The sequence below is a fragment of the Pontibacter sp. T17 genome (assembly GCF_057219875.1).
On the sequence record NZ_JBXVVW010000001.1, the window covers coordinates 687,476 to 712,438 of the forward strand.

A 24,963-nucleotide genomic window follows, 5' to 3' on the forward strand; every position below is an offset into this window, starting at 1 on the left:
TTAGCTTTCGGCGATACTAGCCATTGTGTCAATTGCATCTTATCGAACAACGTTGTTTTACGTTAACGCCTCTGTTAAAGTAGGTTAAGGCATCCTGGAGCCCTGCCGAACAACTGTTAGTACGTCTCGCGCCATTCCTGTATCTTCGGTTTCTAAACTTCCCCGAATGAACAGTATCGGTCGCTTGCTCAGCTGGATATACACTGTGTGGTTTGGCCTCGTATTCGTAGTGCTGATGGTTCTGTTTACGCCGCTTTTCCTGATCTCGGCACTATTCGGCACCCGCGCCAATCTCGTCGGCGCTACCACACTGATGCTCATCTGGTTCCGCCTGGTATGCCTCCTCACTTTCATGCGCACGCGTATTGTCGGCCGTGCCAAGGCAAAGGAAGCCGGTACCTGCGTCTGGGTTGGTAACCACAGTTCCTTCCTCGATGCCATCATCGTCAAGCTCGCCCTCCAGTACGGATTCCTTCCGCTTGGTAAAAAGGAACAGGCCAAAACCCCCATCCTTGGCCTCATCTACAGCCGTAACGTCATCCTTATCGACCGCTCCAGCGAGGCCAGCCGCAAGGAAAGCATGGACATCATGCGCCGTTACATGGAGCAGGATTACTCCATCCTCATTTTCCCCGAAGGCACCATGAACCGCACCGAGTGGCTCGTGAAGCCGTTCTACGACGGCGCCTTCCGTCTCGCCATCGAGATGCAGAAGCCCATCTGCCCCTTTGCCGTGGTGGGGGCCCGCCAGCTGATGCCCCGTGGCAGCCTCCGCGTCACGCCCGGCCTCATGCAGGTCCACTTCTGCGACCCCATTCCCACCACGGGTATGACCCTCGACGACATTCCACGTCTCCGCCAGATGACCTATGAGGCCATCTACCGCATGATGGACCTCCACTCAGGCCCCGACTTCATCGGCAAGGGCAAACCCATGCCCCTCTTCGAAAGCGCCGACAAGGAGAAACTCGCCGACGGCAAGCCTTCCAGGGCTACTTCCGCAGCCTGAAAATTCCTTCGCTCATCCACACCGCCTGTCCGCCTACGGTCACGGCTTCTACTGCGCCCTGTGTTTTTCGGGCAGTAATCGCCAACTGGCTGGGGCGTCCCATCTCGTAGCCCTGCTGCACTGTCCAGCCCAGTTCGCCGTCTGTTTCGGCATTCAGGCTGCCCAGCATCCCGGCAAAGGCTCCACAGGCACCGCCCGTGGCAGGGTCTTCCGGCACGCCAATCACCGGCGCAAACATCCGCGCCCGGTAGGTAGCAGCTTCGATAGGGGTGTAAACAAACAGCTTCTGCGCCCAGCCGGGCACCATCCATTCGTCATAGCGGGTCAGGTTCAGGCGTATGCGCCCCAGGGCCTCCAGTCCTGTCACCTCCACCATTGCAAACGGCACCCCCACCGAGGCAGCTCGCAGCGGTGTGTCGGCAAGGTCGCTTTCGGTCAGGCCCAGCACCTCTGCTGTCTGGGCACGGGTCAGGTGCAGCGGGCGCACTTCCACCGGCACGCGGTTTTCCAGTCGCGCACTTCGCAGGTATCCCTGGCTGTCTGTCGTAAATCGTATCCCAATCGGTCCTACGCCTTCTTCCACTACGATGTCGGTTGTGTCGCTGGGGTGCAGGTTCACCAGCCCCAGCCAGTTCATCACATAGGCAGATCCCACAGTGGGGTGCCCGGCAAAGGGCAACTCGGCCCCCGGCGTGAAAATCCGCAGCCGGTAGGCAGCTTCGGCGCTCGTCGGCTTCAGGAAAAAAACCGTTTCCGACAGGTTCAGCTCCCGTGCTATCTGCTGCATCTCGGCGCTGGTCAGCTGGGCATTGCCTTCGGTGTCGGTGAAAACGGCCAGCGGGTTGCCGCCGAAGGGCGTGTCGGTAAACACGTCGCAGGTCACGTAGGGTAGGCGTATCATGCTGCCAAGTTCTGTCTTCTGGCATAAAATGCAACAGGCCACCCGAAGGTGGCCTGTCAGCGTCAACCAACTCCCAATCGCAGAAACACAGCCGGGCATGGCGTCCCGGGCTGCGGCGCTGCCTCGGAGGTCAGCGGTCCAGCGTGGCCAGTTTTCCCAGCACGCGGTCTATATCCGGTAGCGCTTCGTACAGCTCCTCGAAGCTCGAAATCACAAAGTAGTGGTCCTGGTAGCGGTCTTTGTGAAAGCCAGTTGCCATCACCGTCTGTGCGTCAAACGGTATCCGCGCGGGCACCTCGCCCAGTGCGTAGGCCGTTTCGCCCACCGAGCTCAAAATACCTGCACCGTAAATGCGCAGCCCCTCCTCGCTCTGCATCAGCCCAAACTCCACGGTGTACCAGTACAGCCGTGTCAGCATCTCCAGCAGTGGCGGGTGTTGTACATACTTCAGCGCCACCTTCGCCATCCCTTCCAGAAAGGCCGCAAAGTGGGGGTCGGCCAGCAGCGGTACATGCCCAAATACGTCGTGGAACAGATCGGGCTCTTCCAGGTAGTCCAGCTGATCCATCCGTCGGATCCAGTCTGTCGCCGGGAAGATCCGCCGTGACAGCAGCTCAAAAAACAGGTCGTCGGCCACGATGCCGTCTACAGCCAGCAGCCGGAAGCCAGTCAGCGCCTCCAGGCGGTCGCTCACTGCTTCAAAGTCGGGCACGGCATCCGGCGTAAAGCCCACTACCTCCAGCTTGTTCAGGAAGGCCGGGTGCGCTTTACCCTGTAGCAGCACCGATTGCCGGGAATACAGCAGATTCCATACCTGGTGGTCCTGTGCGGTATATACAGCAGCAGGACGTTCAGCGAGGGTGGCGAATGCGGTGGCAGTTTCAGCTGCCGTTTGTTGATGCAACAGGGTTTGCATTGGAAAAGTGGGTTTGTAAATGAAGTAGGCGTTAAAAACAAAACACCCGCGTCGGAAGGCCGGCGCGGGTGTTTCGGTGTATGTGATGTTTGTTACAAACGTGTTCCGAATTCCCTGCCGGCAGGCGTACCCTTGGAATAATAGTTATAGGATACAGGAGCACAGCAAATACACATGGGCGCAACACATACAACGCCCACGCCACCCTGTAGGGCGGTAAACGCGGTGTTGAACTGGAATGCGTTTGCGGTCATGTATTACTTCAGGAATACAGCGCTAAGGTAGGGTGCGCTTTTTCACAAAAGCAAGAGTCCCTGTAAATTTTTTATTTTTGTAGTGGCATTCAGCCCTTTTGGCTGATTTGTTTACGTTTACAGTATATCCGGCGGCCACTGCTTCGGCCTGCCACGCTGTCTCCCCACAGCTCCTTCCGCTTTCAGAATGGATTACCACAAGAGCCCTACGCCGCTCGGCCTTCGCGAATACGGCCGCAGTGTACAGAACATGGTTGAGCACCTGCGCACCATCGAAGACATAGACCAGCGCACCGCCATGGCCCACGAAATTGTCCGCGTCATGGCTACCATCGCTACCCCCGACCGCGAGAAAGCCGACTTCCACAAGAAGCTCTGGGATCACCTCTACCGCCTTGCCGGATACAACATCCAGCTTAACGGCCCTTATCCCGCGCCTGCACCCGAAAGCGAACGCCCCAAATACGAGCGCCTCGCATATCATGTCCGTAAGAGCCGCTTCCGCCAGTATGGCCGCAACATCGAGATGATGATCGAAAAGGCCCTCGCGATGGAGCCCGGCCCCGCGCGTTCGCACTACGAGCGCATCGTTGCCACTTACATGAAGGTGTCGCTGCTCAGCAAGGCTGGTGGCAGCACCGTGGCCGATGGCTCTCTCTCAGATCAGGTCGTCTTCGACCACCTCGCCACGCTATCCGGCGGTCAGATCCGCCTCAACGCCAATGAGGTACAGCTCATGAGCGCCCAGCAGATCATCTCCCGCGCCAGCATCAGCAGTGCCAGCCAGCCCCTTTACACCCGCAAGAAGAAAAAGAAGGTGGTAGTGTCTGGCAGTGGAATGTCGCGCAGCAGCAGCAGCGCCATGGGCCTCAAGCGCAAGAAGCGCCGCCGCTGAGCCACTCTTCCCACTCCACGTCATTTAGAAGGTTGGCGTAGCCTTCCTGAGAAATCTGCTTTTGGCCTTCGGAGAAGGCCGCTTCGTCCAGGATTTATGCGAGGTTGCCCCGCTTCCAATTCTGTTCAAAGGAAAGTGGCAAGCCGCCTACAGGTATATTTCTCGGTACGTTCGAAAGGACGTTGTGGGTTGATGTCTCACATCCCCCAGAAACAGAAAAGCCCCGGTCATCCGGGGCTTTTGCATTACCTGTCAGGAGGTTACTTCGCGTTCTTCACGAAGCGTTCCAGCCAGCTGTCCATTTCCCACAGCGTGTGCAGGACGCTCTCGCGCGCCTGGTAGCCGTGGCTTTCGTTCGGCAGCATCACCAGGCGCACCACTGCCCCGTGGCCTTTCAGCGCGGCAAAGTAGCGCTCGCTCTGAATCGGGAACGTGCCCTGGTTGTTGTCCATCTCGCCGTGAATCAGCAGCAGCGGCGTCTTCATCTGCGGCACAAAGTTGAACGGCGACATGTCGAAGTAGATCTTCGAGGCCTCCCAGTACGAGCGGTCCTCGTTCTGGAAGCCGAAGGGCGTCAGTGTGCGGTTGTAGGCCCCGCTGCGCGCAATACCCGCGGCAAACAGCTTGCTGTGTGTCAGCAGGTTGGCCGTCATGAAGGCGCCATAGCTGTGGCCACCCACGGCAATCTTCTTGGGGTCGGCCACGCCGCGGCGTACTACCTCGTCCACAGCAGCCTGGGCGCTGCCCACCAGCTGCTGGATGTACGTGTCGTTCGGCTGGGCGCTGCCTTCACCTACGATGGGCATAGCCGGGTCGTCCAGCACGGCATAGCCACGCATCAGCCAGAACAGCGGCGAACCCCAGCTCAGGCGCGTAAAGCGGTACGGCGAGTCCTGCACCTGACTGGCAGCAGCGGCGCTCTTGAACTCCGTCGGGTACGCCCACATCAGGCAAGGCAGGGGCGAGTCTTTACCGGGCGTGAAGCCAGCCGGCAGATACAGCGTGCCCGTCAGTTCCACGCCGTCGGCACGCTTGTACTTGATCAGCTCTTTCTTCACCTGGCGCAGCTGCGGATACGGATCGGCAAAGCGCGTCAGCTGGCGCGGAGCTATGCGCTTCACCAGGTTGCGCACCCAGTAGTTCGGCACTTCCGTCAGGCTCTCCCGCGAGGTCAGGATTACCGTGCCGGCTTCGTCCAGTACGTCTACCACCGTCTCGTAGTAAGGGGCCTGCGACTGGAACAGGCGGGTCGTCTTGCCGGTCGCCAGCTCATAGCGGTCCAGGAATGGGCGGTCGCCTTCAGGGCCAGCTCCTTCGCCACTCAGCAGCATCTCTTTGCCTTTGTTTACCAGCTTGATCACCGCCCGCTTGTAGGGGCCCTGGTGCATCACGGGGCTGCCTTTGTCAGCATAACGGTCTTCCCAGGAGCGCTCAAACAGCACTTTCATGGCACCCGGCTTGGCAGGCGCAAACTGGCTCGTCCGGATCTTCGGCTGGCTCACCCAGAACTCGTTCACCATCGCCAGTTGGTCGTTGCCCCACATGATGCCCTGGTAGCGGTATTGCAGTTTCAGCAGTTCCTGCTTCGGCGCGGTAAAGGGGGCGGTCATCGTGTACACGATGTCGCGGTATTCGGTTTGCTTGGCAGGGTCGCCACCATCGGGTGCTTCGGCAAACACCAGCGTGGCGGGTGCATCGGCGCGCCAGCTGAAGCTGCGCATGCCCGGGGCCACCGCATCGCGGGCTCGGCTTTGTGCGTCGTTCAGCGGCAGGTTGGCCACGGTGGCTGCTGTTTTGCCACTACGGTCGGCTATCACCACGTCCGTTGGGAAACGGCTGGCGGGGACTGTGTAGCTGTAGGGGCGCTTCAGCGACATTACCAGCAGGTAGTTGCCATCGGGGCTCCAGTCGTTCCGCATGATGATGCCCTGAATCGGCAGGTTTTTCACGCTGCCATCCAGCGCCACTTCGGCCAGATGGGCCATGCCATGGTAGTCGAAACGCGCTTCGTCGGCAGGGTTCTTCAGCAGATCCTGAAAGGTGGGTGCCGGTGCGGCGCGGCCAGCATTCTCTTGTACGGCGGGACCAGTGGGCGTACGGTTGTCGGCTGGCGCAGGGCCACGGCTCGGCAGTACACGGCGAATCAGGATACTCTGACCACTGGGGTGCCAGCTGATGGGCGAGCCAAATGTGGCGTTCAGTACGGCCTCGGTCAGTTTGCTGGCTTTGGCGCTTGCCACGTCTATCACCCACAGTTCCAGACCAGCCTGGCGGTCGTTGTCTACTTCCTGAACAAAAGCGATATGCGTGCCCAGCGGGCTCCAGCTCACGTTCATCATGCGGGGCTCTGCGGGCAGGCCGGTTACCTCGCGGATTTCGCCCGTCGCTACGTCCTGCAGGGCAAAGCCGTTGAAGGTCGTCGCGCGGCTGGGGCCGTTCGTTCTGGGGTTCAGGCGCAGGCCAGCAATTCGCAGTTCGGGCTGGGCAATCTGCGCGATGCTCGGATAGGCCGCGCGCCGCAGGTGTAGCGCCGTTTTGCCGTCAGCACTGATCGATACCGCCGGCGTTGGGGCCGCGTCGGCCATCTGCAGAATCTCCTGTGGGGGAAGCTGATACGTAAGGGCGCCCGGCGCTTGTTGCGCATGCGCTGTGTAACAGCCCGCCGCCAGCATGCCTGCCACTGCCATTCGGAACAGGGAAGAAGTACGCATGGATTGATGGGATGGGTTAAAATCTGTCTGTCGCAACACGAGACCATACGGTCCCTGCGTTGTAAGCCAACAAAATAGCGCCGAACGCCCGCTTCTGGGTTTATCCAGCCTGTAACTTTCGGTCGTTAGAGATTTTTAACACTAGCCAGCGCCGTCTCATGGAATTCGCCAAGGGGAACAAGCCCGCCATCACCATCGCCGATACCCGCACCGCCATCGACCTCGAGGCCAAGTTCGCCCTCCTCGCCTGCTTCGATTTCGAGACTCTTCACCCCCAGCTCATCCACCTCCACACCAAGGAGTTCAGCGCTGTCTGCCCAGGCACCGGCCTGCCCGACATCGGTACTCTCGATATCGAGTACATTCCCCACAAGAAGGCGGTCGAGCTCAAGGCCCTCAAGTATTATCTCTTCTCCTGGCGCGAGGAAGGCATTTTCCAGGAGCCCGTCACCGATGTCATCTTCGACCACCTCTGGCGTGCCATGGAGCCCCGCTATTTGAAGGTTCGCATGCAGTACAACATCCGCGGCGGCTTCGATACCGTCACCACCGTCGAGAAGGGCGACCGCGCCATCCTCAACCCAGACGCCTTCCAGCGCATCTGATGAACTATCTGGGGCTTCTGCTCTTCCTTGTAGTAGGGCTGGGGTGTCAACACCCCGAGCGCAATCCCGATGCCTTTAACACCCGTTTTTCGCCCGCGCCCGACTTCCCTACCCAGGTGGGAGAGGTGCCACTGCCCGAGGGCTTTCAGCGTGTGGCCGTAGCCCCCGGCTCTTTTGGCGAATGGCTGCGGAAGCATCCCCTTGAGCCCGAAGGGACCCCCATTCACTTCTACAACGGAGAAGAAAAGCCCAATCAAGGGCAGTACGCCATTCTGAAACGCGACGTCGGCACCCGCGACCTCCAGCAGTGCGCCGATGCCGTCATCCGATTCTATGCCGAGTATCTCTGGGAAATGGGCCAGAAGAAGCGCATTGCCTTCTTTTTTACCAGCGGCCACCGGTTCAGCTGGGCGCAGTATGCCGCAGGCGTTCGTCCGGTAATTACGGGTAACAGCGTCCGGTTTTTGCAGCAGGCCAAGCCCGATTCCTCGCGGGCTGCCTTCCGCCGCTACCTCGATGTCGTCTTCACCTATGCAGGCACCCAGTCGCTCCCCAGAGAAGGCCAGCGCCTTGCCCGCTTCGAAGACCTCCTCCCCGGCGATTTTATCGTCTCCCCTGGCGCACCCGGCCATGCCGTGCTGGTGGTGGATGTCGCTGTCAATGTCAGCGGCGAAAAGCTGCTGCTTCTGGCCCAGAGCTTCATGCCTGCCCAGAGCCCTCACATCATCCTCAATTCCGAGCGCGATGACCTCAGCCCCTGGTACGCCCTGCCCGACCGGCCCGTCCGCTTCGAGACGCTTGAGTACTCGTTTGTGAACCCCACACTGGGGCGCTTCAACCTCACTCCCTGAGGCTCTTCTTCCTACGCAAACCGCTTTTCCAGCAGTACACGGCCACTGCCGCTGACCAGTGCGGGTATTTCCGGGTCGGGGCTGTTGGTGCGCCGCACAGCCTCATAGCCCAGTTTCTCGTAGGCTTTCAGGGCGCGGGCGTTGCTGTCCATCAGCAGTATCTGAGCCTTCAGCAGGTTGGGGCGTGTCGCCCTGAACTCCTGCTCCACCGCTTCTATCAGCTGGCCCAGCAGGCCCTTGCCACGGGCTTCTGCCCGCAGGTAGATCGAGTCCAGTTGCAGCGTGCCGGCTTCGCGCGGAATGTCTATCGTAGCCAGCTTTTCCATCCGCACCAGTCCTTCATGCCAGCGGGCACTGCCCACCAGAAACGACAGCAGTTGGGCTTTCAGCAGGCTGCTTGGCAGTCCGGCTTCGCCCTCCACCCAGGCGGCCAGCCCTCCCAGTAGGGTTTCCTGCCCCCCTGGGTCTTTCGATACCACCAGCCGGAAATTGGGATAGCAATATTCCTGCCCCTCTATCTCCTCGCCCGCAAGGTTCATCAGCAGCTGTTGCAGTTCCAGGTTGTTCAGGCCAAACAGCCGCTGGAAGCTCACTACCTCGGTGCCGGCGCTGTCGCTCTGCCGAATGGCTTCGGCCAGAAAAAACAGGTCGTCTTCGGTGGCAGCCCGAACGGTGATGGCGGCAGGTACTAGCATGACTGGCGGAATCGTGCCCGAAATAACGAAACACCCGCCGCTTCCGCCATCCCCCAGATGCAGTGAAAATCGGTCAACTCTTGCCGTGCTGCAACTCGCTGTGCAGTGCCAGCAGGTGCTGGTCTATCCGCTGCAGCAGGGTGCGCAGCGTTTCCTGCTCGGCCTCTGTCAGCGGGTCAAACATGTCGGCTGCCATTCGGCTCATTTCCTCGAAGGCGGCCAGTATCACCTGTTTACCACTGGGTGTCAGGGTAATGCGCTTGGCGCGCCGGTCGGCTTCGTCGGGCCGCTCGGTGGTCCAGCCGGCTTTCTGCAGCCGCCGCAGAATCTCCGTCCCCGTGGTCATCTCCGTCAGGTTGTGCTGTATCACCGCCGACTTCGTGGGGCTGCCCTCGTAATAGATACTCGCCAGAAACGTGAACTCCTCCTGGCTGCCCAGTCCCAGGTCGGCCAGCGCCGTCTTCGACAGTACCCGCCCCATCCGCCCGATTCGCCCGGCCAGTGCGGCCAGTTGTGCTGTCACTGGCAGGTGCGACGGCACACTGCCGCCCGACGGCTGTGACCCGGCTTCGGGCCATTTCGTATCCTGCACTGGTGCCGTAACTTCCGTGCTGACCGACGTATCTGCCGCTTGCTGCTGTAGCCACGCGCCAAAGCCCCCCGTCGTCGCCTCAGGGTGTTCGGCTTCGTAGGCAGCCCACAGATCTATCAGGTGCTGTAGCTTCTGGTATTTCATTCAATACAATTACGTAGCAATTTCAAATAAATTGCTTCTGTTTTGAACTAAACAGATGGGCCTCCGGTTCCGTTCTTGTTCTTCTCCTGTGGGAAACATGACAGCCCCTTCCAACGCTCCCATCGTGGCCGAGGTCCAGGCCGCCTCCAAGCAATACCGCTCGGGCGACACCCTCATCAACGCCCTCAGCCCCTCTGACCTCACCGTCCGGGCGGGCGAGCTCCTCCTCATTCTGGGGCCATCAGGTAGTGGTAAAACTACCCTGCTATCCCTGTTGGGCTGTGTCATTTACCCCACCCAGGGCCGCGTCATCATCAACGGCCAGGACGCCACCACGCTTTCCGAGCGTCAGTTGGCCAACCTCCGCCTCCAGAACATCGGCTTCGTCTTCCAGAACTTCAACCTCGTGATGCCCCTAACGGCCGAGGAGAACGTGCGCCTGCCTCTCCAGCTCTTGGGCGTACCCGCCGCCGAGGCCCGCCAGCGCGCCCACAAAGCCCTCGAGACAATGGGCATGCTGGACCGCGCCCAGAACCTGCCCAAGCAACTGTCTGGCGGCCAGCAGCAGCGCGTGGCCATCGCCCGCGCGCTGGTCACCGAGCCCAGTCTCCTGCTCTGCGACGAACCCACCGCTTCTCTCGACCCTCGCTCCATGGCAATCGTCATGGGCGAACTCCGCCGCCTCGCCGCCGCAGGCAAAGCCGTGGCCATCGTCACCCACGATATGCGCCTCCGCCCATATGCCGACCGCATCGTCTATGTCGTCGAAGGAGCCGTCACCGACCACGCTCCCGATGAAGCCTTCCATTAAGCGCCATCCACTGTCATGCTCCGCACTGTTGTTATGAAATACCCCCTGCTGTATCTGCTGCCGTCGGCGTTTGTACTGGCCGCCTGTGGCTCAAAGCCTTCCGCCGATGCCCCAGAAGGCCCGCCCCGTCAGGTGGTGCAGCCCGCCACCACCGACCACGTCGTAGCCCTCGGCCGCATCGAGCCGCAGGGGCGTATTGTCCAGCTTTCTGCCGAGGTAGCAGGCATTGTGGTGGCAGCACCCGTCGCCGAGGGACAGAAGGTAGCTGCACAGGCCGTGCTGCTGGAGCTGGACCACGACATACAGGACGCTCAGGTGCAGCAGGCCGCCAGCCGTCTTGCTACTCAGGAGGCCCAGATTGCCGCCGAGCAGGCCGCACTGGCCCGCGCTGAGGCCCAGCTTGCCAACCTCCAGCGTACGTTCGACCGCGTGCAGGCCCTGGCCGCCAAGGGCGCCGAAACCCGGCAGGCCCTCGACAATGCCCAGACCGACCTCACCGCCCAGCAGCAGGAGCGCGACCGCCTGCGCGCCCAGGCCGCTTCCGCCCGCCTCCGCCTCACCGAGCTCCGCGCCGATCTGGCCCTTGCACAGGCCCAGCGCCGCCAGCGCGCCGTGCGTGCCCAGCAGCCCGGTCAGCTCCTCCGCCTCGATGTCGTCCCCGGTGATGCCATCAGCGCCGGACAGGCTTTCGGCGAATTTGCCCCCGCTGGCCCTCTCACTGCCCTCTGCGAGGTCGACGAACTCTTTGCGGCCCAGGTATACCCCGGCGCCACAGCCTGGGTGCGCGCGCAGGGCCGACAGGATACCCTGGCGCAGGGCACAGTGGCATGGGTAGGGCCTTATTTGAAGAAAAAGTCCCTGTTCGCCGAAACCGTCGGCGATGCCGAAGACCGCCGCGTACGCGAGGTCCGCATCCTGCTTGAGGGCGATAAGCCCCTACTGCTCAACAGCCGCGTCGAGTGCCTCATCAGTCTTAAGGCACCTCAGGCACCCGCACCCGCCGCTTCCACTGACCGCTGATACCCTCACTTTCGCGCTTCCCATGCTACGCACAGCCCTCAAATTCATCGTCTACGACAGAGCCAAGAGCTTTGGGGCGCTGCTGGGCATCGTCATCAGCACCTTTCTGGTGGGCCAGCAGACGGGCATCTTCCTCTTCCTCACCAACGCCATGTCGGGCCTCATCGACAGCACTACCACCGATCTCTGGGTAGTAGACAACCGCACCACCAATGTGGCCGCCCTGGCCCCCATCGACATTCGCAAGATCCGCGAGGTCGCCAGCCTGCCTGGCGTGCGGCAGGTGCACCCGGTGGTCATCACTGGGGCGTCGGCCCGCTTCGCCGATGGCACTAGCGCGGGGGTGCAGCTCATCGGTTCCGAGGCGCCCACCTTCAGGGGTGGGCCCCTGCGCTTCTCCCGCGGCACCTACGCCGACCTCATCCCTGATGGTGCCGTCAGCTACGACCGCTACGACAGCAAGTCGCTTGGCGGTGCCACCCTTGGGGCTTCCTTCGAAATCAGTGGCCGCCGCGTTTACCTCGCCGCCGAAACGGCTGGTATTCGTGGCTTTGGCGCGCAGTTCATGTTCACCACTCTTGAGCGTGCCCGCTACCTCGGCAACTTCCCCGCCGACAAGGTCAGCGCCATCCTCGTCGACCTACAGCCCGGCGCAGACAGTGTAGCCGTCCGCGACGCCATCAACCGCACCGTCTACGGCGTGCGGGCCTGGCTCCCACGCGAGTTCGCCTCCACCACCAAGCGAACCGTACTCGGCAGCACGGGCATCGCCATCAGCATTGGCACACTGCTCATCTTCGCTGTCATCAGCGGCTTCTTCATTATTGGCCTCACGCTCTACTCCGCCGCCATCGACCGCATCCGCGACTACGGCACCCTCAAGGCCATCGGCGCCACCAACGGCTACATCACGCGCCTCATCATCACGCAGGCGCTGCTGTTTGCGGTGGCGGGCTTTCTGGTGGGCTATGTCTTCATCGAGCTGTTCCGTATAGGCGTGGGGTCGGGGGGCACCATCTTCAGCTTCACCTGGGGGCTGCGCCTGCTGTTCCTGGGCATTACCACCGCCATCAGTCTGGGCGGTGCCATTTTCGCCATCCGCCGCATCAATGGGGTCGAACCTGCCAGCGTCTTCCGTGGCTGAGGCCCATACCATCATCAACCGTATGCCGTCCATGCGTTTCTCCCATCTCCTGCCGCTGTTGGCTTTGTCGCTTGGCAGCGCCCTTTCTGCCTCGGCCCAGCCGCTTACGCTGTCCGATGCCCTGCGCACGGCCTGGCAGCAGCAGGCGCTCTATACCAGCCAGAAACTGCGCACCGCCATCACCGAGACCCAGCAGCAGGAAGCCCGCGCAGGCCGTCTGCCACAGGTCACTGCCTCGGCCGAGCTGCGCTTCAACCCCATTCTGGCCACCAGTATCGTCCCCAACTTCGCCGACCCCACGTCGGCCGAGCGCCGGGCCGTGCAGTTTGGCACCCGCTGGCAGGCCACTGCCGGGCTCACCCTCACGCAGTCGCTCTTCGACCCTGCCCTCAGGGGCCGCCTCCGCACCACCCGGCTGGATCAGCTTGCCGCTGACAACGAGGCCACCCGTCTGCGCCAGCAGGTGTACGAGGACGTCACCAAGGCGTATTATCAGGTGCAGCTCTATGATGCGCAGGTGGCCTTTGCCGCCGCCGATACCCGCCGCACCGAGGCTCTGCTGCAACAGGTAGATGCCCGCTTTGCCGAAGGCCGCGCCCTCCCCACCGACCGCGCCAACGCCCAGATTACCCATGCCAATGCCCGGCTGGCCCTGCGGCAGGCTGCCAGCAATGCCCGTCTCAGTCGTCAGTATCTGCTGTTGCAGATGGGGCTGGACACCGCCCGCGCCGCAAGCCTTCAGCTCGCCGACTCCCTGAACCCCCAGGCCCCTGACCTGCCAGCCTCCGCACCGGGGACACGCCCTGATGTGCTGGCCGCCCAGCTGGACCAGCAGCGCGCCGAGGCCAGCCTCCGCACCGAACGCCAGGGCTATTTGCCCAAACTCTCGCTGGTGGCCTATCTGGGCTCGGCGGGCTTTGCGCAGGACCTCTCGGTGTTCAACTTCGCCAACAACTGGTTTGGCACCAGCTACATAGGCGTTCAGCTGTCAGTGCCGGTGTTCGACGGTTTTGCCCGCGCCAAACGCTTGCAGGCCGAACGCCTGCGCAGCCAGATAGCCGTGGCCGAGCAGCGCCGGCTGGCTCAGCTCTCGGCCTATGAAGTGGCCAGCGCCACGCAGCAACTGGGGCAGGCGCAGGACGCTGTGGCTGTGCGCCGCGACAATCTGGTGGCCGCCACCGATGCCCGTAACGTAGTGCAGGAACGCCTGAACGCTGGCCGCGCACTTGCCACCGAGCTGCTGGATGCCGAAGCCGCCCAGCAGAATGCCCAGCAGCAGTACCTCCAGGCCCTGTACGATTACCTGTTGGCCCAGCTGCTGTTGCAGCGCGCCAGTGGTGCCGTACCCGCCGAGTAACTCCCGCCTTAAGCGTTCACTGGCCCTTGACCCACCGCCGCAAAGCGGTAACTTCGGGCTATGCGTAAGCTTATCGGACTCGTATTGGTAGCCGCTGGTGGCTACGGCGCCTACACAGGGTATCAGAAGTACAACAGCTTTGGCGAAGAGCTTTTGCGCGAGCTGTCAACGCAACCTCGTACCGAGCCCATTCTGCTCATGGTGCTGGGTGGGGTGGCCGTTCTGGCGGGCTTGTATCTGATTCTCAAGGGTAAATAGTACTTTACATCTTTCCACAATACCCCCACTCAAGGCCATGAACCTCGACGAAATCGTAAAGCAGATCAGCAGCCGCACCGGGCTGGACGAAGCCAAGTCCAAACAGGCCATCGCCATTGTGCTGGACAACATCAAGAGCAACCTCCCCGATGGCATCGCCAGCCAGATGGAAGAAGTGCTTGCAGGCAAGGGCTTCAGCTACGGCGAGTTCCTGAAGAGCAACCTGTCTGACTGGAAGGACAAGGCCGAAGACAAGCTCGAAGACCTGAAGGATGATGCCGCCGGCTTCATCAAGAAGATCTTCTAAGACCTGCGCGCATCCTTGCGCGCTTTCAGTGTAGCGGCGCGGGTGATGGCACCTGCGCCGTATTTGTTTTTAAGGCTGTCTACGGCAGTGGTAAGCGCCTGTTTTTCAGATACATCTTCCAGCAGGCTCAGCTGTGGGCCGCCTGGCACCAGGTGGCTCACCTGAATGCCCAGCAGGCGGATGGGCCGTTTCTTCTGCACGTTTTTCCGGAAGAGCGCCTTGGCCAGCGCCAGGATGTCGGCGTCGGCCTGGGTGGGCGGCATCTGCTGCTGGTGGGTGTGCGTCTCAAAGTCCGAGTACCGAATCTTCACTGTGAGGCAGGCGGCCAGGCGGGTGTCCTTGCGCAGGCGGTAGCCCACGCCCTCACTCAGGCCCACGAGCACGCTTTCCAGCAGTTCGGTGTCGGTGATGTCGGTGCCGAAGGTGGTTTCCTTGCCCACCGACTTCCGTTCGCTGTAGGGCTCTACCTCGCTTGCATACAGGCCATTGGCTTTCAGCCATATGCTTTTGCCGTTGCGCCCCAGCCACTGTACCAGCATCTCGGGCTCCAGCTGCTGGATGTCGCCGATGGTGTGCACGCCGTGTTGCAGCAGTACCTTGCCCGAGGCCTCGCCCAGCATGGGGATTTTTCGGATGGGCAGGGGCGCCAGAAAGGCTTTCTCGGTGCCGGGCAGTACCTCCCGCTGGCCGTCGGGTTTGGCGGTGCCGGTGGCAATCTTGGCTGTAGTCTTGGTGGTGGCCATGCCGAAGGAGCAGGGCAGGCCCAGTTCGGTGCGGATGCGCTGGCGAATGTGAGTGGCGTGGGCCAGCGGGTCGTGGAAGCGGTGCAGGCCGGTGAGGTCGCAGTAGAATTCGTCGATGCTGGCGGCTTCCAGTACGGGCACTTCCTCCAGCAGGATGTTGCGTACCCGCCGCGAATATTCGCCATAGAGGTGCATGTGGCCGCGCACCACGCGCACGTGGGGGCACAGTTTCAGCGCCTGGCCCGTGGGCATGGCGCTCCGCACGCCAAACGCCCGGGCCTCATAGCTGCAACTGGCCACTACTCCCCGGCCTTCGCTGCCGCCCACAATGACGGGTACGCCCACCAGACTGGGGTCCAGCAGGCGCTCCACCGACACGAAGAAGCTGTCGAGGTCCAGGTGCAGGATGCAGGGCGGGGTTGACATGGCGGGGGTTTAAGTTGGCAGGCGTACTTGTCTTTTTAGTGATTTTTCAAGTGGTTTGTGACCATGCAGTGTGTAAAACTGGGAGCATCACTCCTGCTGGCGTTCTTTTTTACAATTAACGTAGTAGAAGCCAGACAACTGGCGCTGGGGCAATCGTTCGCCATACCTCAGGATCGGCTGTTGCCGCTGGCGATGGTACATGTGCCCGAAGATAGCACCCTGCTGGTCGCACACCGGAGCCCAGAGGTAGCGGATTCCTGCTACCTGCTCTCGCGGTTCGACCAAAACTTTAAGAAACTGTGGTCGGTCAAGCTGTCGCGCCTCAGCGAAAACATCCGCATCGAGGGGCTGTACCGGGTTGGAAACGAGCTGATTGTACTTTACCGAGTACCAGACCGTATTTGGGCCACCAAAGAAGATTTCTGGATTTTCTTTTCCGAGCGCTTTGCCTTGGACGGTACACGCCGTGCGCCTTTGCGCCGCCTGTTCGACTACCCCCTGTCCGGCGGTCTCAGCCACGAGTTGTTCGTCAGCCAGGCTCCTTCAGGCAAGGTGTTGGTCTACACTCTGGCAACCAAGAAGGACAGTGCCCGGAATACCTATCTGGAGATTCCCTACTGTTATTTCGGCGAAACCGAGGCTTCGTCGTCATACGGTATCCTCAAGCATTCGGTTTCCATCTCCCATCTAGAGCAGGTGCGAATGGCGGTGGCCGATACTCATCTGTTTCTGCATCTCCGTTTGCAGAACCCCGATAAGAAATACACTGAACTGTTTCCACTTGCAACTGAAAAGCTGAACGACTTGCTTTTCGTGTATGACATGCCTTCGGCGCGGCTGATGTCTACGGCAACCATTGTGCAGAAGGAAGGCCAGACCGATGACCTCGTACTCTCGGTAGGCGCAGACAGCCGTTTGTGGCTCAGCGGCAATACCCGCTTCTATCATCCCTATTTCAAAGACTGGCAGGGGCAGATTTTCCTTCAGCCCTACCGTGCGGCCGAGGTGACGGGTACCCTCGTTCCCCGCAACTATGCATTCATAGACGGCAAGTCTTCCGAATGGGTAGGAGACATGATGCTGGAGTTTGCCCCACCACAGTGGCTGCCAAACGGCAAGGTATTGCTGATGGGGCAGCGGATTAAATCTTTTACCTATGACCAAAACCACTCGGCAAGATTCTTCCTTGGTGGGCTGTACGATATCATTCGCTGGCTGACGCCCATAGAAGAGGTGCCGTCATTCCGCCGCAATGTGGGTTATACCGACATCTTACATATTCGGCTGGACACTCTTTCTGGCAGTATGGACCTGCATACTGCGCCTGCGCGGCAGACAATTAATGATAACATCGAGAAATTTCATTTCGGCATACCCGTAGGAGATACTTATTGGGCAGTGTTCAGAGAAATTCAGGGCCCCAACTCCACCGAGATTTACAGCCAGCGCTTTCTGGCCGACGGCAAAGCGGAGAAGCGGCAATCACTGCCAGTGCCTTTCACCACCTTTGATGAGTTTGTGGTAGACAAGTGCCAGGTGATTGGTGAAGGCCGTGCGCTGCTGGTGTTCTATAACCGCATCCGGCAGGAGTACCGGGTGGTGCAGTGCACGGTCAAATAGGGGAGGCTTGAACCGTGCTTTCTGGGGCACAGGTGGCAAGAGATTGGGTCTTAAGCTGATTGTACGGTCAGTCAGCTTCTTGAACTGTAGATATGGTGAGACTTGGATATTGTTTGTTTCGATTGAATGACATGCGCATACTGAAGTTGGCGGCATTTGCCGCATTGTGGGGGGTAGGTACTGCCCAAGCCCAGACAATGATAGGGGAGCCAGTAGAGCTGCTCACCCGAATGGAAGACGGGATACGCATTGATACGCTGGGCACCGCAGACGGGGGCTTAGTTGTGCTGGTTCCGGCCAAGACAAGCGACAAGGTCGCAGACTTCTACATTCACGGCTACGACTCGGCACTGGGCGAGCGCTGGAAGGTGGGCGTGCCGAAACTGCCGAAAGGCATGTCCTTCAACACCGTGCTGACGTTGGACGGCAAGCTGTGCATTTTTTACAACTGGAGCTATCGGAAGAAGAACGACGAAGGCTTGCTGATGCAACAGTATGACGGCAAGACGGGTGAGCTTGTGGGGGCCCTCGATACCCTGGTGCTGATGAAAAAACCAGTTGGCAACGACATCAGCTTTCATGTGAAACGGCTGTCTAATGGGCGAATTATCGCCTATGGCAGGCGCACGGCCGTTGATCGGATGGTCGAGAGCCGTGGCCTCTCGCGATTCGACTACGTGATTCTGTCGCCGGGAGCGGGGCAGTCTCAGAGGGGTACAATGCGCTTTCACTTTTTGCCAACCGACTTTGAAGACTGGGGCTTTGACGTGTCGGCAGATGGGCGTACGCTCTATCTGCTGGCGAAACTGGATGCCGGGAAGGACCGTTATTGGCTGCTGGACCCAAAACTGGCCCATAACCTGAACCTGCTGTTGTATCAGCAGAACCTCGAAACGCAGGAGATGGACACTACCCGTGTAAGAGTAGAACTAAACAAACGCGCAGATGCATTTGTGAGGTCGCTGTCGGGCAACAGGGTGGCAGTGGCGGTGTACGCCGGGTTGGAGCGGGATGATGACAAATCCGATTTCATCCAGTTCTATTACGGGGCCTATCCGGCCGATTCGCTGCGGCATGAAGTCTATCCGGTGTTTCAGGAGGTGCGTATCCGCACACGTGAGGAGCAGAAGTCGAGCGGCAACCGCTGGAAACTGGGGGCCTATTACCTGCAACCCGATGGCTCGGTGTACATCACGGGGCAGAAGTACATAGATCCGCGCGCAGGCGCTGCGGGTGTGGCAAAGGGGATAGCAACAGGGGTACTGTTTGGGATGGGCGGAGTGGGAACGTCACAAACGACCGTGCCGGGACCAACCATTACAGCGAATACCCCCCATGGCCCTGTCAGATTCCAGGGCCCCCCCACATATGTATACTGGCATAATTACGACTACGACCAACCCGCTGCTGAGTACAACTACTACGACGCCTTCCAGATTTACCTGAACCCGGACAGCAACCAGTCGCGCCTGTCGCGGGTGCCCATCCGGCAGGTACAGCCGTCGCAGGACGAGCGGGGGTATTTCTCCATAGAGACGTCAACGCATGTGGCCTTCCTGTACCGGGAATTGCAGTCCAACGATGACAGGCTATACCTGGTGAAGGTGCGCAAGAGTGGCGAAGTAGAGCCGCGGATAGAACTGCTGGGAGGCCAGATGACCAGACGCGACTTTCTGCCAAAGCTGTCGCAGAAGGTTGGCGACAACAAGGTGATGCTTGTCCTGTATGACAGAGCAAAGAAAGGCTACGTTCTTTACCGAATGTCCATAGACTAAGGCGCCCTGTATTTTCACATAACCCCAGCCCCACTTCGGTGGGGCTTTTTGATGTGCGTCAGTAGCCGGGGCGTTTGCGGGGGCCAAGGATGGGCGCAGGGCTCCAGGGCTGGTTGGGGCTGGGTAGGTGTGCCTGTGGCTGTGATGGGGGGCCGCCATGGTCCGATAGGGCCACAAGCGCAAATCAATTTTTGCCCCACTGATTAGGGCGCTGTCTTACTTGCTCAAAACCGTCTGATAATTACATATTGCAGCATGAAATCATGGAAGTTTCTGCCGCTGTTGTTGTGCGGCTTTCTTGTGGCTTTTTCTGTGAGAGCTCAAGAAGTGATTATGGGCCCTTATTTGGTGGTGCCCCAACCCCAGAAGGCTTCGATTGGGGCAGCCTACTTTGAGGATGACAACAGCATGGTAGTGCTGTCGCAGCCTAAGTATGCTACGGATAACCGGTATCAGCTGATGCTGGTAGATTCCAACTTCAAGGAGGTATGGGTAACTCCTCTGGGCGTGTTCAGCAAAAACCAGAATGTGGAAGACCTTGCGGTCATTGGCCAGCAGATATACCTTTTCACGCGTGAGTACGACCCCTCCAAAGATGAGTTGGCTGTGTTCTTTGAACGCTTTGACCGGAAAACGGGCCAAAGTCTGGCCCCTAAACAGGAGCTTATTCGGGTCTACAAGGAACTGAAGGACCGCCAGATGTTCGTTTACAATAAGTTGGACGATGGACGTTTGCTTTGCTATGGCCGTTATGCCGATCGTCGGGTTGAGTATTTCGATCGTATGCTATCCATAGAGTACCGCCTCTTCAAACCGGGAACGCCAGAACCACAGACTGGGGTACTTTCGTTGCCCTTTCTTCCCACCCACTTCGAGATGGTCGACTTTAACGTGTCGCCCAAAGGAGAGCTGTTTCTGTTGGGATGCGTTGAAAATGAGCGGAAGAAGTACAATAGCGTTGTACGCGGGCTTACAGAAAAGCACACATACATTCTGCTGAGACATTCGCCGGAGGCACAGAAGACGGATACCATACTAGTAGATCACGGGGAACTGCAGATGGAGCAGGTATACTGTGCAGTAACCTCACTGAACCGTCTGGTCATTACGGGTTTCTCCAAGTTCAATCCGTTGAACACACGCTGGGATATGGCTGAGCTGTTCTACTACAATGCAGATGCTTCGGCACTGCCAAAGCGTATCGTGCTGAACCGCATTGGCCTCAAGAACCCGGGCGAGGTGACGAGTGGAGACGTACTTCGTGGGGCCAGTGCAGACTTCGGTGATATTTATGTAAAGCCGGATGGCTCGGTGTTTCTGACGGCCCAGAAGATTCGTGAGCCCATAAGGAGTAGTGCTATGACGGCGGTTGGGAGCTCTCCCATGACGATGACAGCAGCTGGGCCTGGCATCGGATTCATGTCGGGTGGTACCTGGATAACGGTAGGCGTACAGCCAGCCTTTTGGCAAGGCCGTCAGCAGCGGACCCGCCGCTCTATGACGGACTATTTCGAGGCGTATCTGATTCACCTCGGACCAGATACCAGCAACCATTCCGTGGTGGAAGTGCCTATAAAACAAAACCTGAACGGTTATCCAGACAAGTCTTTCTTTTCTTTTGAGCAGGGCAAGGCGTTCAACTTTGTGTATCGCCAGCTAGCAGGCAAAGATTTTACTTCGCTGTATATGAGGCGGATAGACGAAAACGGCAAGGTTGGTGAACCCCGCCTGCTGTTGAAAGGCTTTACGGCCAAAGAAGAATTTTTGCCCGACCAGTGCAAGCAGGTAGGTCCAAACGATGCCATTCTGATGTACTACCGCGACAGTGACAAGGCCTATGTAATAGCCCGCCTCTCGGTGATTCCCAAGTGACGGCGCAGCATCAACACACTTTGGTATTGACCAGCAGGCCCCACTTCGGTGGGGCTTTTCTGTGGGCGTCAGTAGCCGGGGCGCTTGCGGGGGCCGAGGATGGGCGCGGGGTTCCAGGGCTGGGCCGGTGTGCCTGTGGCGGAATCGGCAGTGAAAGCCGCAAGTTGGTTGGGCAAATTGGCTAAATTCTATCTTTGTCGCAGGTTTAATTTCCTTTATTCGTGCAGAAACTCATTACTGGGCTGGTCATATTTGCCAGTTTGCTCTGGGGCAATACCATACATGGTCAGTCTATCGCCATCCAGCAGGAAAGGGCAGACAACCTTGGTTTCATTTCCAGCGAAAGCGACAGCACGCTGATGATTCTGTCCAAGCCCAACTGGACTCTGGCTCCCATTTATCAGTTGGCGCAATACAACCACGAACTGGAGCAGAAATGGGTAACCAAGCTGGAGGCGCTGCCCAAAAACCGTGAGATTATAGACGTAGGGCAACTGGGCAAAGAATACTGGGTATTCTATCAGGAGAAGGACAACAAGAAGAAGACACTGAACCTGCTGCGCGAGCGAATTGGCGGTGATGGGCAGCGAATTGGAGGACGTGAACTGCTGATGGAGTCGGACATTGTGATGAGCAACCGATATCCGTTCCGCCTGCTGCAATCGGGAAAAGAGCAGCTGATGGTGTTTGCACAAACGACCGACGCGGATATTGTATATCCGAAGCGGGAGTCGGACCTGTCTTATCAGGTTTACACAGCAGGGCAGGAAACTCCTCAAAAGGGGAAGGTGCGCCTGCCTTTCCTGCGCACCGACTGCACTATTCAGCAGGTGCGCGTGCACAAGAACAAAATTTACGTTCTGTACCTGCTGATTCAGCGGGTCATTGGAGGCCGAGACTACAACTCGTATTTCAAGGGCGACACTCTCAACTCGCGCGGCAACTTTCTGCTGGCAGTTCAGGACCTGGATTCGGATTCTGCTCAGCATTACCGTGTAGAGACACTGAAAGGAATCAACAAGGTCCATTCTCTGAACTTTGCGATTGTAAATGATGAGAAACTGGTACTGGTAGGGTTTGCGGGAGACAACAATCCGGAAGTACTGCTTTACAGTCAGATTCAGCTGGCCAATCTGCCCAATCGTTTGCCCCTTTCTTACACCAAACTGGCAGGTACCCCCGCTGAAGCTATAGCCAAAGCCGAGCTGTTTGCCTGGATGTTCTTGTATAAGGATGTAATACTGGAGAAGGATGGAAGCATCGTTCTGTCGATAGACAAATTTGTTACGCCGCTGATGCGCCAGGGCACGCCTTATGGCAGCCTCGGGTTTTACGTGAATGGTATTGGTTTCGGGATCTCCTTTCGGATGCGGCCACCTGAGATTGGAGACTTCAATTTTCTGAATGCCTATGTAGTGCGGGTGTCGCCTGAGGGGACAATCCGGTCGTTGCAACTGCTGGAAAAGACCCAGAAGGGCCCCGGCTCAGATAAATCCTTCTTCGGGGTGATGTACAACGGCGACTTCAATGCATTTTACAGGAGCAGTTCGGCGGCAGACGCCAAGGGTATTTACCACGCGGTGGCACCCCGCGATGGCAGTGCAATTGTGCAAACGCGCGTGCTGCCTTACTTCAGGCTAATGGACACTTTTTTGCCTGAAGCATGTCTGCAATTGAACCGTTCGGCCTGTCTGCTGAGCTATTATCGAGATGAAGACAAGGCGGTTGTAATTGTCAAGTACACGCTGGCTCCATAGGGCACTCTCTCCCAATCTATCATCAGGCCCCACCTCGGTGGGGCTTTTTGTTGTGCGTCAGTAGCCGGGACGTTTGCGGGGGCCAAGGATGGGCGCGGGGTTCCAGGGCTGGTTGGGGCTGGGCAGGTGTGCCTGCGGTGGGTGGCCTTTGGGCGTTGCGAGCGGATGGGGTGCCAGCGCCGGGTTAGGCGAGGGTGGCATGCCGTTGGGGTAGACAGACGGGCTGGCAGCGGTAGTGGCGGGGGGGGGCGAGGCTGGTGCAACTGCCGCAGTCGACGCGTGCGCAGATGGCCTGTGTGAAGACGAAGCAGCAGCATCACTGGCCGCCGTCAGGGCTGCGGCGACTGCCGGGGTTGGTGTGCGCTGGGCGGAGGGCTTCATGGTCTCAGGTGCGTCGGCTGGGGCTGCAGTTTTGGCAGGGCGCTCAATCTGGCGGGCCAGTTGGGCGCACAGACGCGTCTGGGTGTTGTAGAGGCGCAATACCTGGGGCATCAGTCGAATGCTTTCGACTTCTGGACCTTTGCGAATGGCGTTGCCATGCTGCAGCAGATGGCCGCGAAGGGTATTGATTTGCAGTTCGAGGAGTTCTTCCAGGCGGGCCTGCAGAATCAGGGCGTTGTGATAGAGATGGTCGAGGGTGGCAGACATATGCTGCAACTATCACTCCGGCAAACTTTTGAACAAGGGGAAAGTCAAGAAAGTCGGAAAGTAACAGGCTGCCGGGGAACAGGTGGTGGGTACGGATAGTTGTATTTGGGGAGCCTTCTACGGAAATTGGCTCAGAACCAAACCTGACCCCATGAAACTGATGCGCAGTCTGTTGGCCGTTATGGCACTGTGGGTGCTGCTGACAGGCACGGCCACGGCCCAGACCGTTCTTGCAACCCTGTCGCTGGACCGTAGAGAGCCCCGCCCCGTGCTGTTCGAGTACGTCAGGGCAGACGAAGGACTGGTAACGATAGCTCCGCTGGACGACAAGAGCGACCGCGTGATGGGGCTGTTCAAGTACGACGCCCTGCTGAAGCGTGAGTGGGCCGTAAAGCTGATAGAGCGCAGCAGCAGCTACGACATTGACCATATCTCGGTGCTGGGCGACCGGATTTTCGTGTTTTTCACCGAGTACATTTCACGAGAGCACGTGGTAGTGATCACCTACCAGCAGTATGACCTGACGGGGCGCCCTGATGGGCCACGGGTTGAGCTGTTCCGGAGCCGGAATGAGCGGAACCTGCGGCGGGTAATCCGCTATGAGCGGTCATTGGATGGCCGCCAACTGCTGTGCATTGGCCGGCTCGACCGCCCCAGAGGCCGAGAGCAGGATGTGCCCCGCACCAAATTCAGCTTTGCCCTTATCGACAGCCGTACCCAGGAGATGAAGCAGGGCGAGATGACCCTGCCCTATTATGCCGAAGACCTGGAGCTGACCGAAGCACGCTTTACAGCCAAGGGTAACATCTTCCTGCTGACCGAACTGTACCCCACGCGGCACTTCTATGGCGACAGCGATGATATTGAGTATACCTACCTGCTGTTCCGCTTCGACCTGAACCGCAGTCGGCTGGAGGCCCTGCCGCTGAACTTTCAGGGCAAGTTCATTACCGAACTTACCTGCCGACCCGACCGCGATGAGAACCTGATTGTAACAGGTTTTTACTCCAACACGAAGAAGTCGAACATCGCTGGCGTGATCTATGGGCGGAGTGAGGCCAGCGACACCAGCCGCAAGGTGAACCTTACGTTCTCGCCGCTGTCGCCTGAGTTTCTGGCGCGCTTCATCTCGCCCAAGCAGGTAATGAAGGGCCGCGAGCTGTCAGACTATTACCTCGACAACGTGGTGCTGCGTTCTGACGGCGGTCTGATGCTGATGGCCGAGAAGTTCTTTACCTCCTACACCTCCTATCGCGATGCCTTCGGCTATTGGATGGGCAATACGCAGTATTTCTACAACGACGTGCTGATTATCTCGATGGGGCCGGATGGGCGAATAGAGTGGGCGTCGAACCTGCCGAAAGAGCAGGTGGGCATGAAGCAGGAGCAGCTGTCGTACGCGCTGTTTGTGGGCGCCGACAGGCTGTACTTCTTCTATCGGAACTATAACCAGGCCGACGGCGAGAACGTGTATTACAACACCGTGGACGAACAGGGCAATGTATCGGCACCGCGGCCATTCTTCCAGCGCTTCCGGAAAGCCGATGTTTTCTATCGCACAGCCGCCCGGCAGATCGACAACAACACAGGCCTGTTGGTGTACTACCAGATTGGCGACAACACGTTCAACGTTTCTAAAGTAGCCTTCTGAT

Annotated in this window: 22 protein-coding genes; 15 read left to right on the forward strand and 7 right to left on the reverse strand. The window is 59.2% G+C overall.

Annotated features, from left to right (window positions below; translation table 11 throughout):
* Positions 1–166: 166 nt before the first annotated feature.
* Positions 167–1,009: a lysophospholipid acyltransferase family protein gene (locus AC2D8O_RS03200; protein WP_484677343.1), complete on the forward strand. Its 843-nt coding sequence runs from the start codon at positions 167–169 to the stop codon at positions 1,007–1,009.
* On the opposite strand, the gene AC2D8O_RS03205 is transcribed toward AC2D8O_RS03200, so the two are convergent.
* Together AC2D8O_RS03205 and AC2D8O_RS03210 are read right to left on the reverse strand one after the other, a co-directional pair.
* Positions 993–1,910, reverse strand: coding sequence for a PhzF family phenazine biosynthesis protein (locus AC2D8O_RS03205; RefSeq protein ID WP_484677344.1), 918 nt, complete (start codon positions 1,908–1,910; stop codon positions 993–995). The two genes, AC2D8O_RS03200 and AC2D8O_RS03205, sit on opposite strands and share 17 nt — an antisense overlap.
* Before the next feature lie 130 nt (positions 1,911–2,040).
* Entirely contained in the window at positions 2,041–2,826 is a 786-nt protein-coding gene (locus AC2D8O_RS03210) for a phenylalanine 4-monooxygenase (protein ID WP_484677345.1), read from the reverse strand.
* 441 nt (positions 2,827–3,267) lie between these two features.
* On the opposite strand from AC2D8O_RS03210, the gene AC2D8O_RS03215 reads away from it, so the two are divergent.
* Entirely contained in the window at positions 3,268–3,975 is a 708-nt protein-coding gene (locus tag AC2D8O_RS03215) for a DUF4290 domain-containing protein (RefSeq protein WP_484677346.1), read from the forward strand.
* 260 nt (positions 3,976–4,235) lie between these two features.
* Here the strand turns inward: AC2D8O_RS03215 and AC2D8O_RS03220 are convergent, their stop codons facing one another.
* A complete protein-coding gene (locus tag AC2D8O_RS03220; protein WP_484677347.1) occupies positions 4,236–6,686 on the reverse strand; it encodes a S9 family peptidase in 2,451 nt (816 codons plus the stop codon).
* Between the two features lie 158 nt (positions 6,687–6,844).
* Here AC2D8O_RS03220 and queF point away from each other — a divergent pair, with 158 nt between their 5' ends.
* Together queF and AC2D8O_RS03230 are read left to right on the forward strand one after the other, a co-directional pair.
* Positions 6,845–7,291, forward strand: a complete 447-nt coding sequence (gene queF / locus AC2D8O_RS03225; protein WP_484677348.1) for a preQ(1) synthase — start codon at positions 6,845–6,847, stop codon at positions 7,289–7,291.
* Positions 7,291–8,142 carry a DUF4846 domain-containing protein gene (locus AC2D8O_RS03230; RefSeq protein WP_484677349.1) on the forward strand — a complete coding sequence of 284 codons (852 nt, stop codon included), beginning with the start codon at positions 7,291–7,293 and terminating at the stop codon, positions 8,140–8,142. The genes queF and AC2D8O_RS03230 overlap by 1 nt, the downstream gene beginning before the upstream one ends.
* A gap of 11 nt (positions 8,143–8,153) precedes the next feature.
* Here the strand turns inward: AC2D8O_RS03230 and AC2D8O_RS03235 are convergent, their stop codons facing one another.
* Together AC2D8O_RS03235 and AC2D8O_RS03240 are read right to left on the reverse strand one after the other, a co-directional pair.
* Positions 8,154–8,837 carry a GNAT family N-acetyltransferase gene (locus tag AC2D8O_RS03235; protein ID WP_484677350.1) on the reverse strand — a complete coding sequence of 228 codons (684 nt, stop codon included), beginning with the start codon at positions 8,835–8,837 and terminating at the stop codon, positions 8,154–8,156.
* Between the two features lie 73 nt (positions 8,838–8,910).
* The gene (locus tag AC2D8O_RS03240; RefSeq protein ID WP_484677351.1) at positions 8,911–9,573 is read right to left on the reverse strand and encodes a MarR family winged helix-turn-helix transcriptional regulator; all 663 of its coding nucleotides are present in this window, start codon (positions 9,571–9,573) and stop codon (positions 8,911–8,913) included.
* 97 nt (positions 9,574–9,670) lie between these two features.
* On the opposite strand from AC2D8O_RS03240, the gene AC2D8O_RS03245 reads away from it, so the two are divergent.
* From AC2D8O_RS03245 to AC2D8O_RS03270, 6 genes are read left to right on the forward strand one after another with little or no spacing between them, the layout of a single operon-like run.
* A complete protein-coding gene (locus AC2D8O_RS03245) occupies positions 9,671–10,384 on the forward strand; it encodes an ABC transporter ATP-binding protein (RefSeq protein WP_484677352.1) in 714 nt (237 codons plus the stop codon).
* A gap of 33 nt (positions 10,385–10,417) precedes the next feature.
* Positions 10,418–11,404, forward strand: coding sequence for an HlyD family secretion protein (locus AC2D8O_RS03250; RefSeq protein ID WP_484677353.1), 987 nt, complete (start codon positions 10,418–10,420; stop codon positions 11,402–11,404).
* Positions 11,405–11,426: 22 nt separating this feature from the next.
* Positions 11,427–12,548 (forward strand): ABC transporter permease, encoded by a 1,122-nt coding sequence (locus AC2D8O_RS03255; RefSeq protein WP_484677354.1) that lies wholly within the window; start codon positions 11,427–11,429, stop codon positions 12,546–12,548.
* Positions 12,541–13,905 (forward strand): TolC family protein, encoded by a 1,365-nt coding sequence (locus AC2D8O_RS03260; protein WP_484677355.1) that lies wholly within the window; start codon positions 12,541–12,543, stop codon positions 13,903–13,905. Before AC2D8O_RS03255 ends, AC2D8O_RS03260 begins: the two co-directional genes overlap by 8 nt.
* A gap of 60 nt (positions 13,906–13,965) precedes the next feature.
* Positions 13,966–14,163 carry a DUF3185 family protein gene (locus tag AC2D8O_RS03265; protein WP_484677356.1) on the forward strand — a complete coding sequence of 66 codons (198 nt, stop codon included), beginning with the start codon at positions 13,966–13,968 and terminating at the stop codon, positions 14,161–14,163.
* A gap of 37 nt (positions 14,164–14,200) precedes the next feature.
* Positions 14,201–14,470, forward strand: a complete 270-nt coding sequence (locus tag AC2D8O_RS03270) for a hypothetical protein (protein ID WP_484677357.1) — start codon at positions 14,201–14,203, stop codon at positions 14,468–14,470.
* Here AC2D8O_RS03270 and dinB read toward each other — a convergent pair.
* Positions 14,467–15,639: a DNA polymerase IV gene (dinB, locus tag AC2D8O_RS03275; RefSeq protein WP_484677358.1), complete on the reverse strand. Its 1,173-nt coding sequence runs from the start codon at positions 15,637–15,639 to the stop codon at positions 14,467–14,469. The genes AC2D8O_RS03270 and dinB overlap by 4 nt on opposite strands.
* Positions 15,640–15,702: 63 nt before the next feature.
* On the opposite strand from dinB, the gene AC2D8O_RS03280 reads away from it, so the two are divergent.
* The 4 genes from AC2D8O_RS03280 to AC2D8O_RS03295 all read left to right on the forward strand — a co-directional run bounded on the left by AC2D8O_RS03280 (position 15,703) and on the right by AC2D8O_RS03295 (position 22,663).
* Complete coding sequence (locus AC2D8O_RS03280; RefSeq protein ID WP_484677359.1) at positions 15,703–17,259, forward strand: hypothetical protein; 1,557 nt, start codon at positions 15,703–15,705, stop codon at positions 17,257–17,259.
* Positions 17,260–17,390: 131 nt separating this feature from the next.
* Complete coding sequence (locus AC2D8O_RS03285) at positions 17,391–19,034, forward strand: hypothetical protein (RefSeq protein WP_484677360.1); 1,644 nt, start codon at positions 17,391–17,393, stop codon at positions 19,032–19,034.
* A gap of 312 nt (positions 19,035–19,346) precedes the next feature.
* Positions 19,347–20,906: a hypothetical protein gene (locus AC2D8O_RS03290; protein ID WP_484677361.1), complete on the forward strand. Its 1,560-nt coding sequence runs from the start codon at positions 19,347–19,349 to the stop codon at positions 20,904–20,906.
* A gap of 221 nt (positions 20,907–21,127) precedes the next feature.
* Positions 21,128–22,663: a hypothetical protein gene (locus AC2D8O_RS03295; RefSeq protein ID WP_484677362.1), complete on the forward strand. Its 1,536-nt coding sequence runs from the start codon at positions 21,128–21,130 to the stop codon at positions 22,661–22,663.
* Positions 22,664–22,720: 57 nt separating this feature from the next.
* Here the strand turns inward: AC2D8O_RS03295 and AC2D8O_RS03300 are convergent, their stop codons facing one another.
* A complete protein-coding gene (locus AC2D8O_RS03300) occupies positions 22,721–23,311 on the reverse strand; it encodes a hypothetical protein (protein WP_484677363.1) in 591 nt (196 codons plus the stop codon).
* Between the two features lie 151 nt (positions 23,312–23,462).
* On the opposite strand from AC2D8O_RS03300, the gene AC2D8O_RS03305 reads away from it, so the two are divergent.
* The gene (locus tag AC2D8O_RS03305; RefSeq protein WP_484677364.1) at positions 23,463–24,962 is read left to right on the forward strand and encodes a hypothetical protein; all 1,500 of its coding nucleotides are present in this window, start codon (positions 23,463–23,465) and stop codon (positions 24,960–24,962) included.
* The last annotated feature ends 1 nt before the right edge of the window (position 24,963 follow it).

Bases quoted from the DNA above. Each gene is read 5' to 3' on its own strand.
- AC2D8O_RS03270 (WP_484677357.1), top strand. From the start codon at position 14,201: ATGAACCTCGACGAAATCGTAAAGCAGATCAGCAGCCGCACCGGGCTG.
- AC2D8O_RS03255 (WP_484677354.1), top strand. From the start codon at position 11,427: ATGCTACGCACAGCCCTCAAATTCATCGTCTACGACAGAGCCAAGAGC.
- AC2D8O_RS03210 (WP_484677345.1), bottom strand. From the start codon at position 2,826: ATGCAAACCCTGTTGCATCAACAAACGGCAGCTGAAACTGCCACCGCA.
- AC2D8O_RS03265 (WP_484677356.1), top strand. From the start codon at position 13,966: ATGCGTAAGCTTATCGGACTCGTATTGGTAGCCGCTGGTGGCTACGGC.
- AC2D8O_RS03240 (WP_484677351.1), bottom strand. From the start codon at position 9,573: ATGAAATACCAGAAGCTACAGCACCTGATAGATCTGTGGGCTGCCTAC.
- AC2D8O_RS03285 (WP_484677360.1), top strand. From the start codon at position 17,391: ATGCGCATACTGAAGTTGGCGGCATTTGCCGCATTGTGGGGGGTAGGT.
- AC2D8O_RS03215 (WP_484677346.1), top strand. From the start codon at position 3,268: ATGGATTACCACAAGAGCCCTACGCCGCTCGGCCTTCGCGAATACGGC.
- AC2D8O_RS03250 (WP_484677353.1), top strand. From the start codon at position 10,418: ATGAAATACCCCCTGCTGTATCTGCTGCCGTCGGCGTTTGTACTGGCC.
- AC2D8O_RS03205 (WP_484677344.1), bottom strand. From the start codon at position 1,910: ATGATACGCCTACCCTACGTGACCTGCGACGTGTTTACCGACACGCCC.
- queF (WP_484677348.1), top strand. From the start codon at position 6,845: ATGGAATTCGCCAAGGGGAACAAGCCCGCCATCACCATCGCCGATACC.
- AC2D8O_RS03235 (WP_484677350.1), bottom strand. From the start codon at position 8,837: ATGCTAGTACCTGCCGCCATCACCGTTCGGGCTGCCACCGAAGACGAC.
- AC2D8O_RS03305 (WP_484677364.1), top strand. From the start codon at position 23,463: ATGAAACTGATGCGCAGTCTGTTGGCCGTTATGGCACTGTGGGTGCTG.
- AC2D8O_RS03245 (WP_484677352.1), top strand. From the start codon at position 9,671: ATGACAGCCCCTTCCAACGCTCCCATCGTGGCCGAGGTCCAGGCCGCC.
- AC2D8O_RS03220 (WP_484677347.1), bottom strand. From the start codon at position 6,686: ATGCGTACTTCTTCCCTGTTCCGAATGGCAGTGGCAGGCATGCTGGCG.
- dinB (WP_484677358.1), bottom strand. From the start codon at position 15,639: ATGTCAACCCCGCCCTGCATCCTGCACCTGGACCTCGACAGCTTCTTC.
- AC2D8O_RS03230 (WP_484677349.1), top strand. From the start codon at position 7,291: ATGAACTATCTGGGGCTTCTGCTCTTCCTTGTAGTAGGGCTGGGGTGT.
- AC2D8O_RS03280 (WP_484677359.1), top strand. From the start codon at position 15,703: ATGCAGTGTGTAAAACTGGGAGCATCACTCCTGCTGGCGTTCTTTTTT.
- AC2D8O_RS03200 (WP_484677343.1), top strand. From the start codon at position 167: ATGAACAGTATCGGTCGCTTGCTCAGCTGGATATACACTGTGTGGTTT.
- AC2D8O_RS03300 (WP_484677363.1), bottom strand. From the start codon at position 23,311: ATGTCTGCCACCCTCGACCATCTCTATCACAACGCCCTGATTCTGCAG.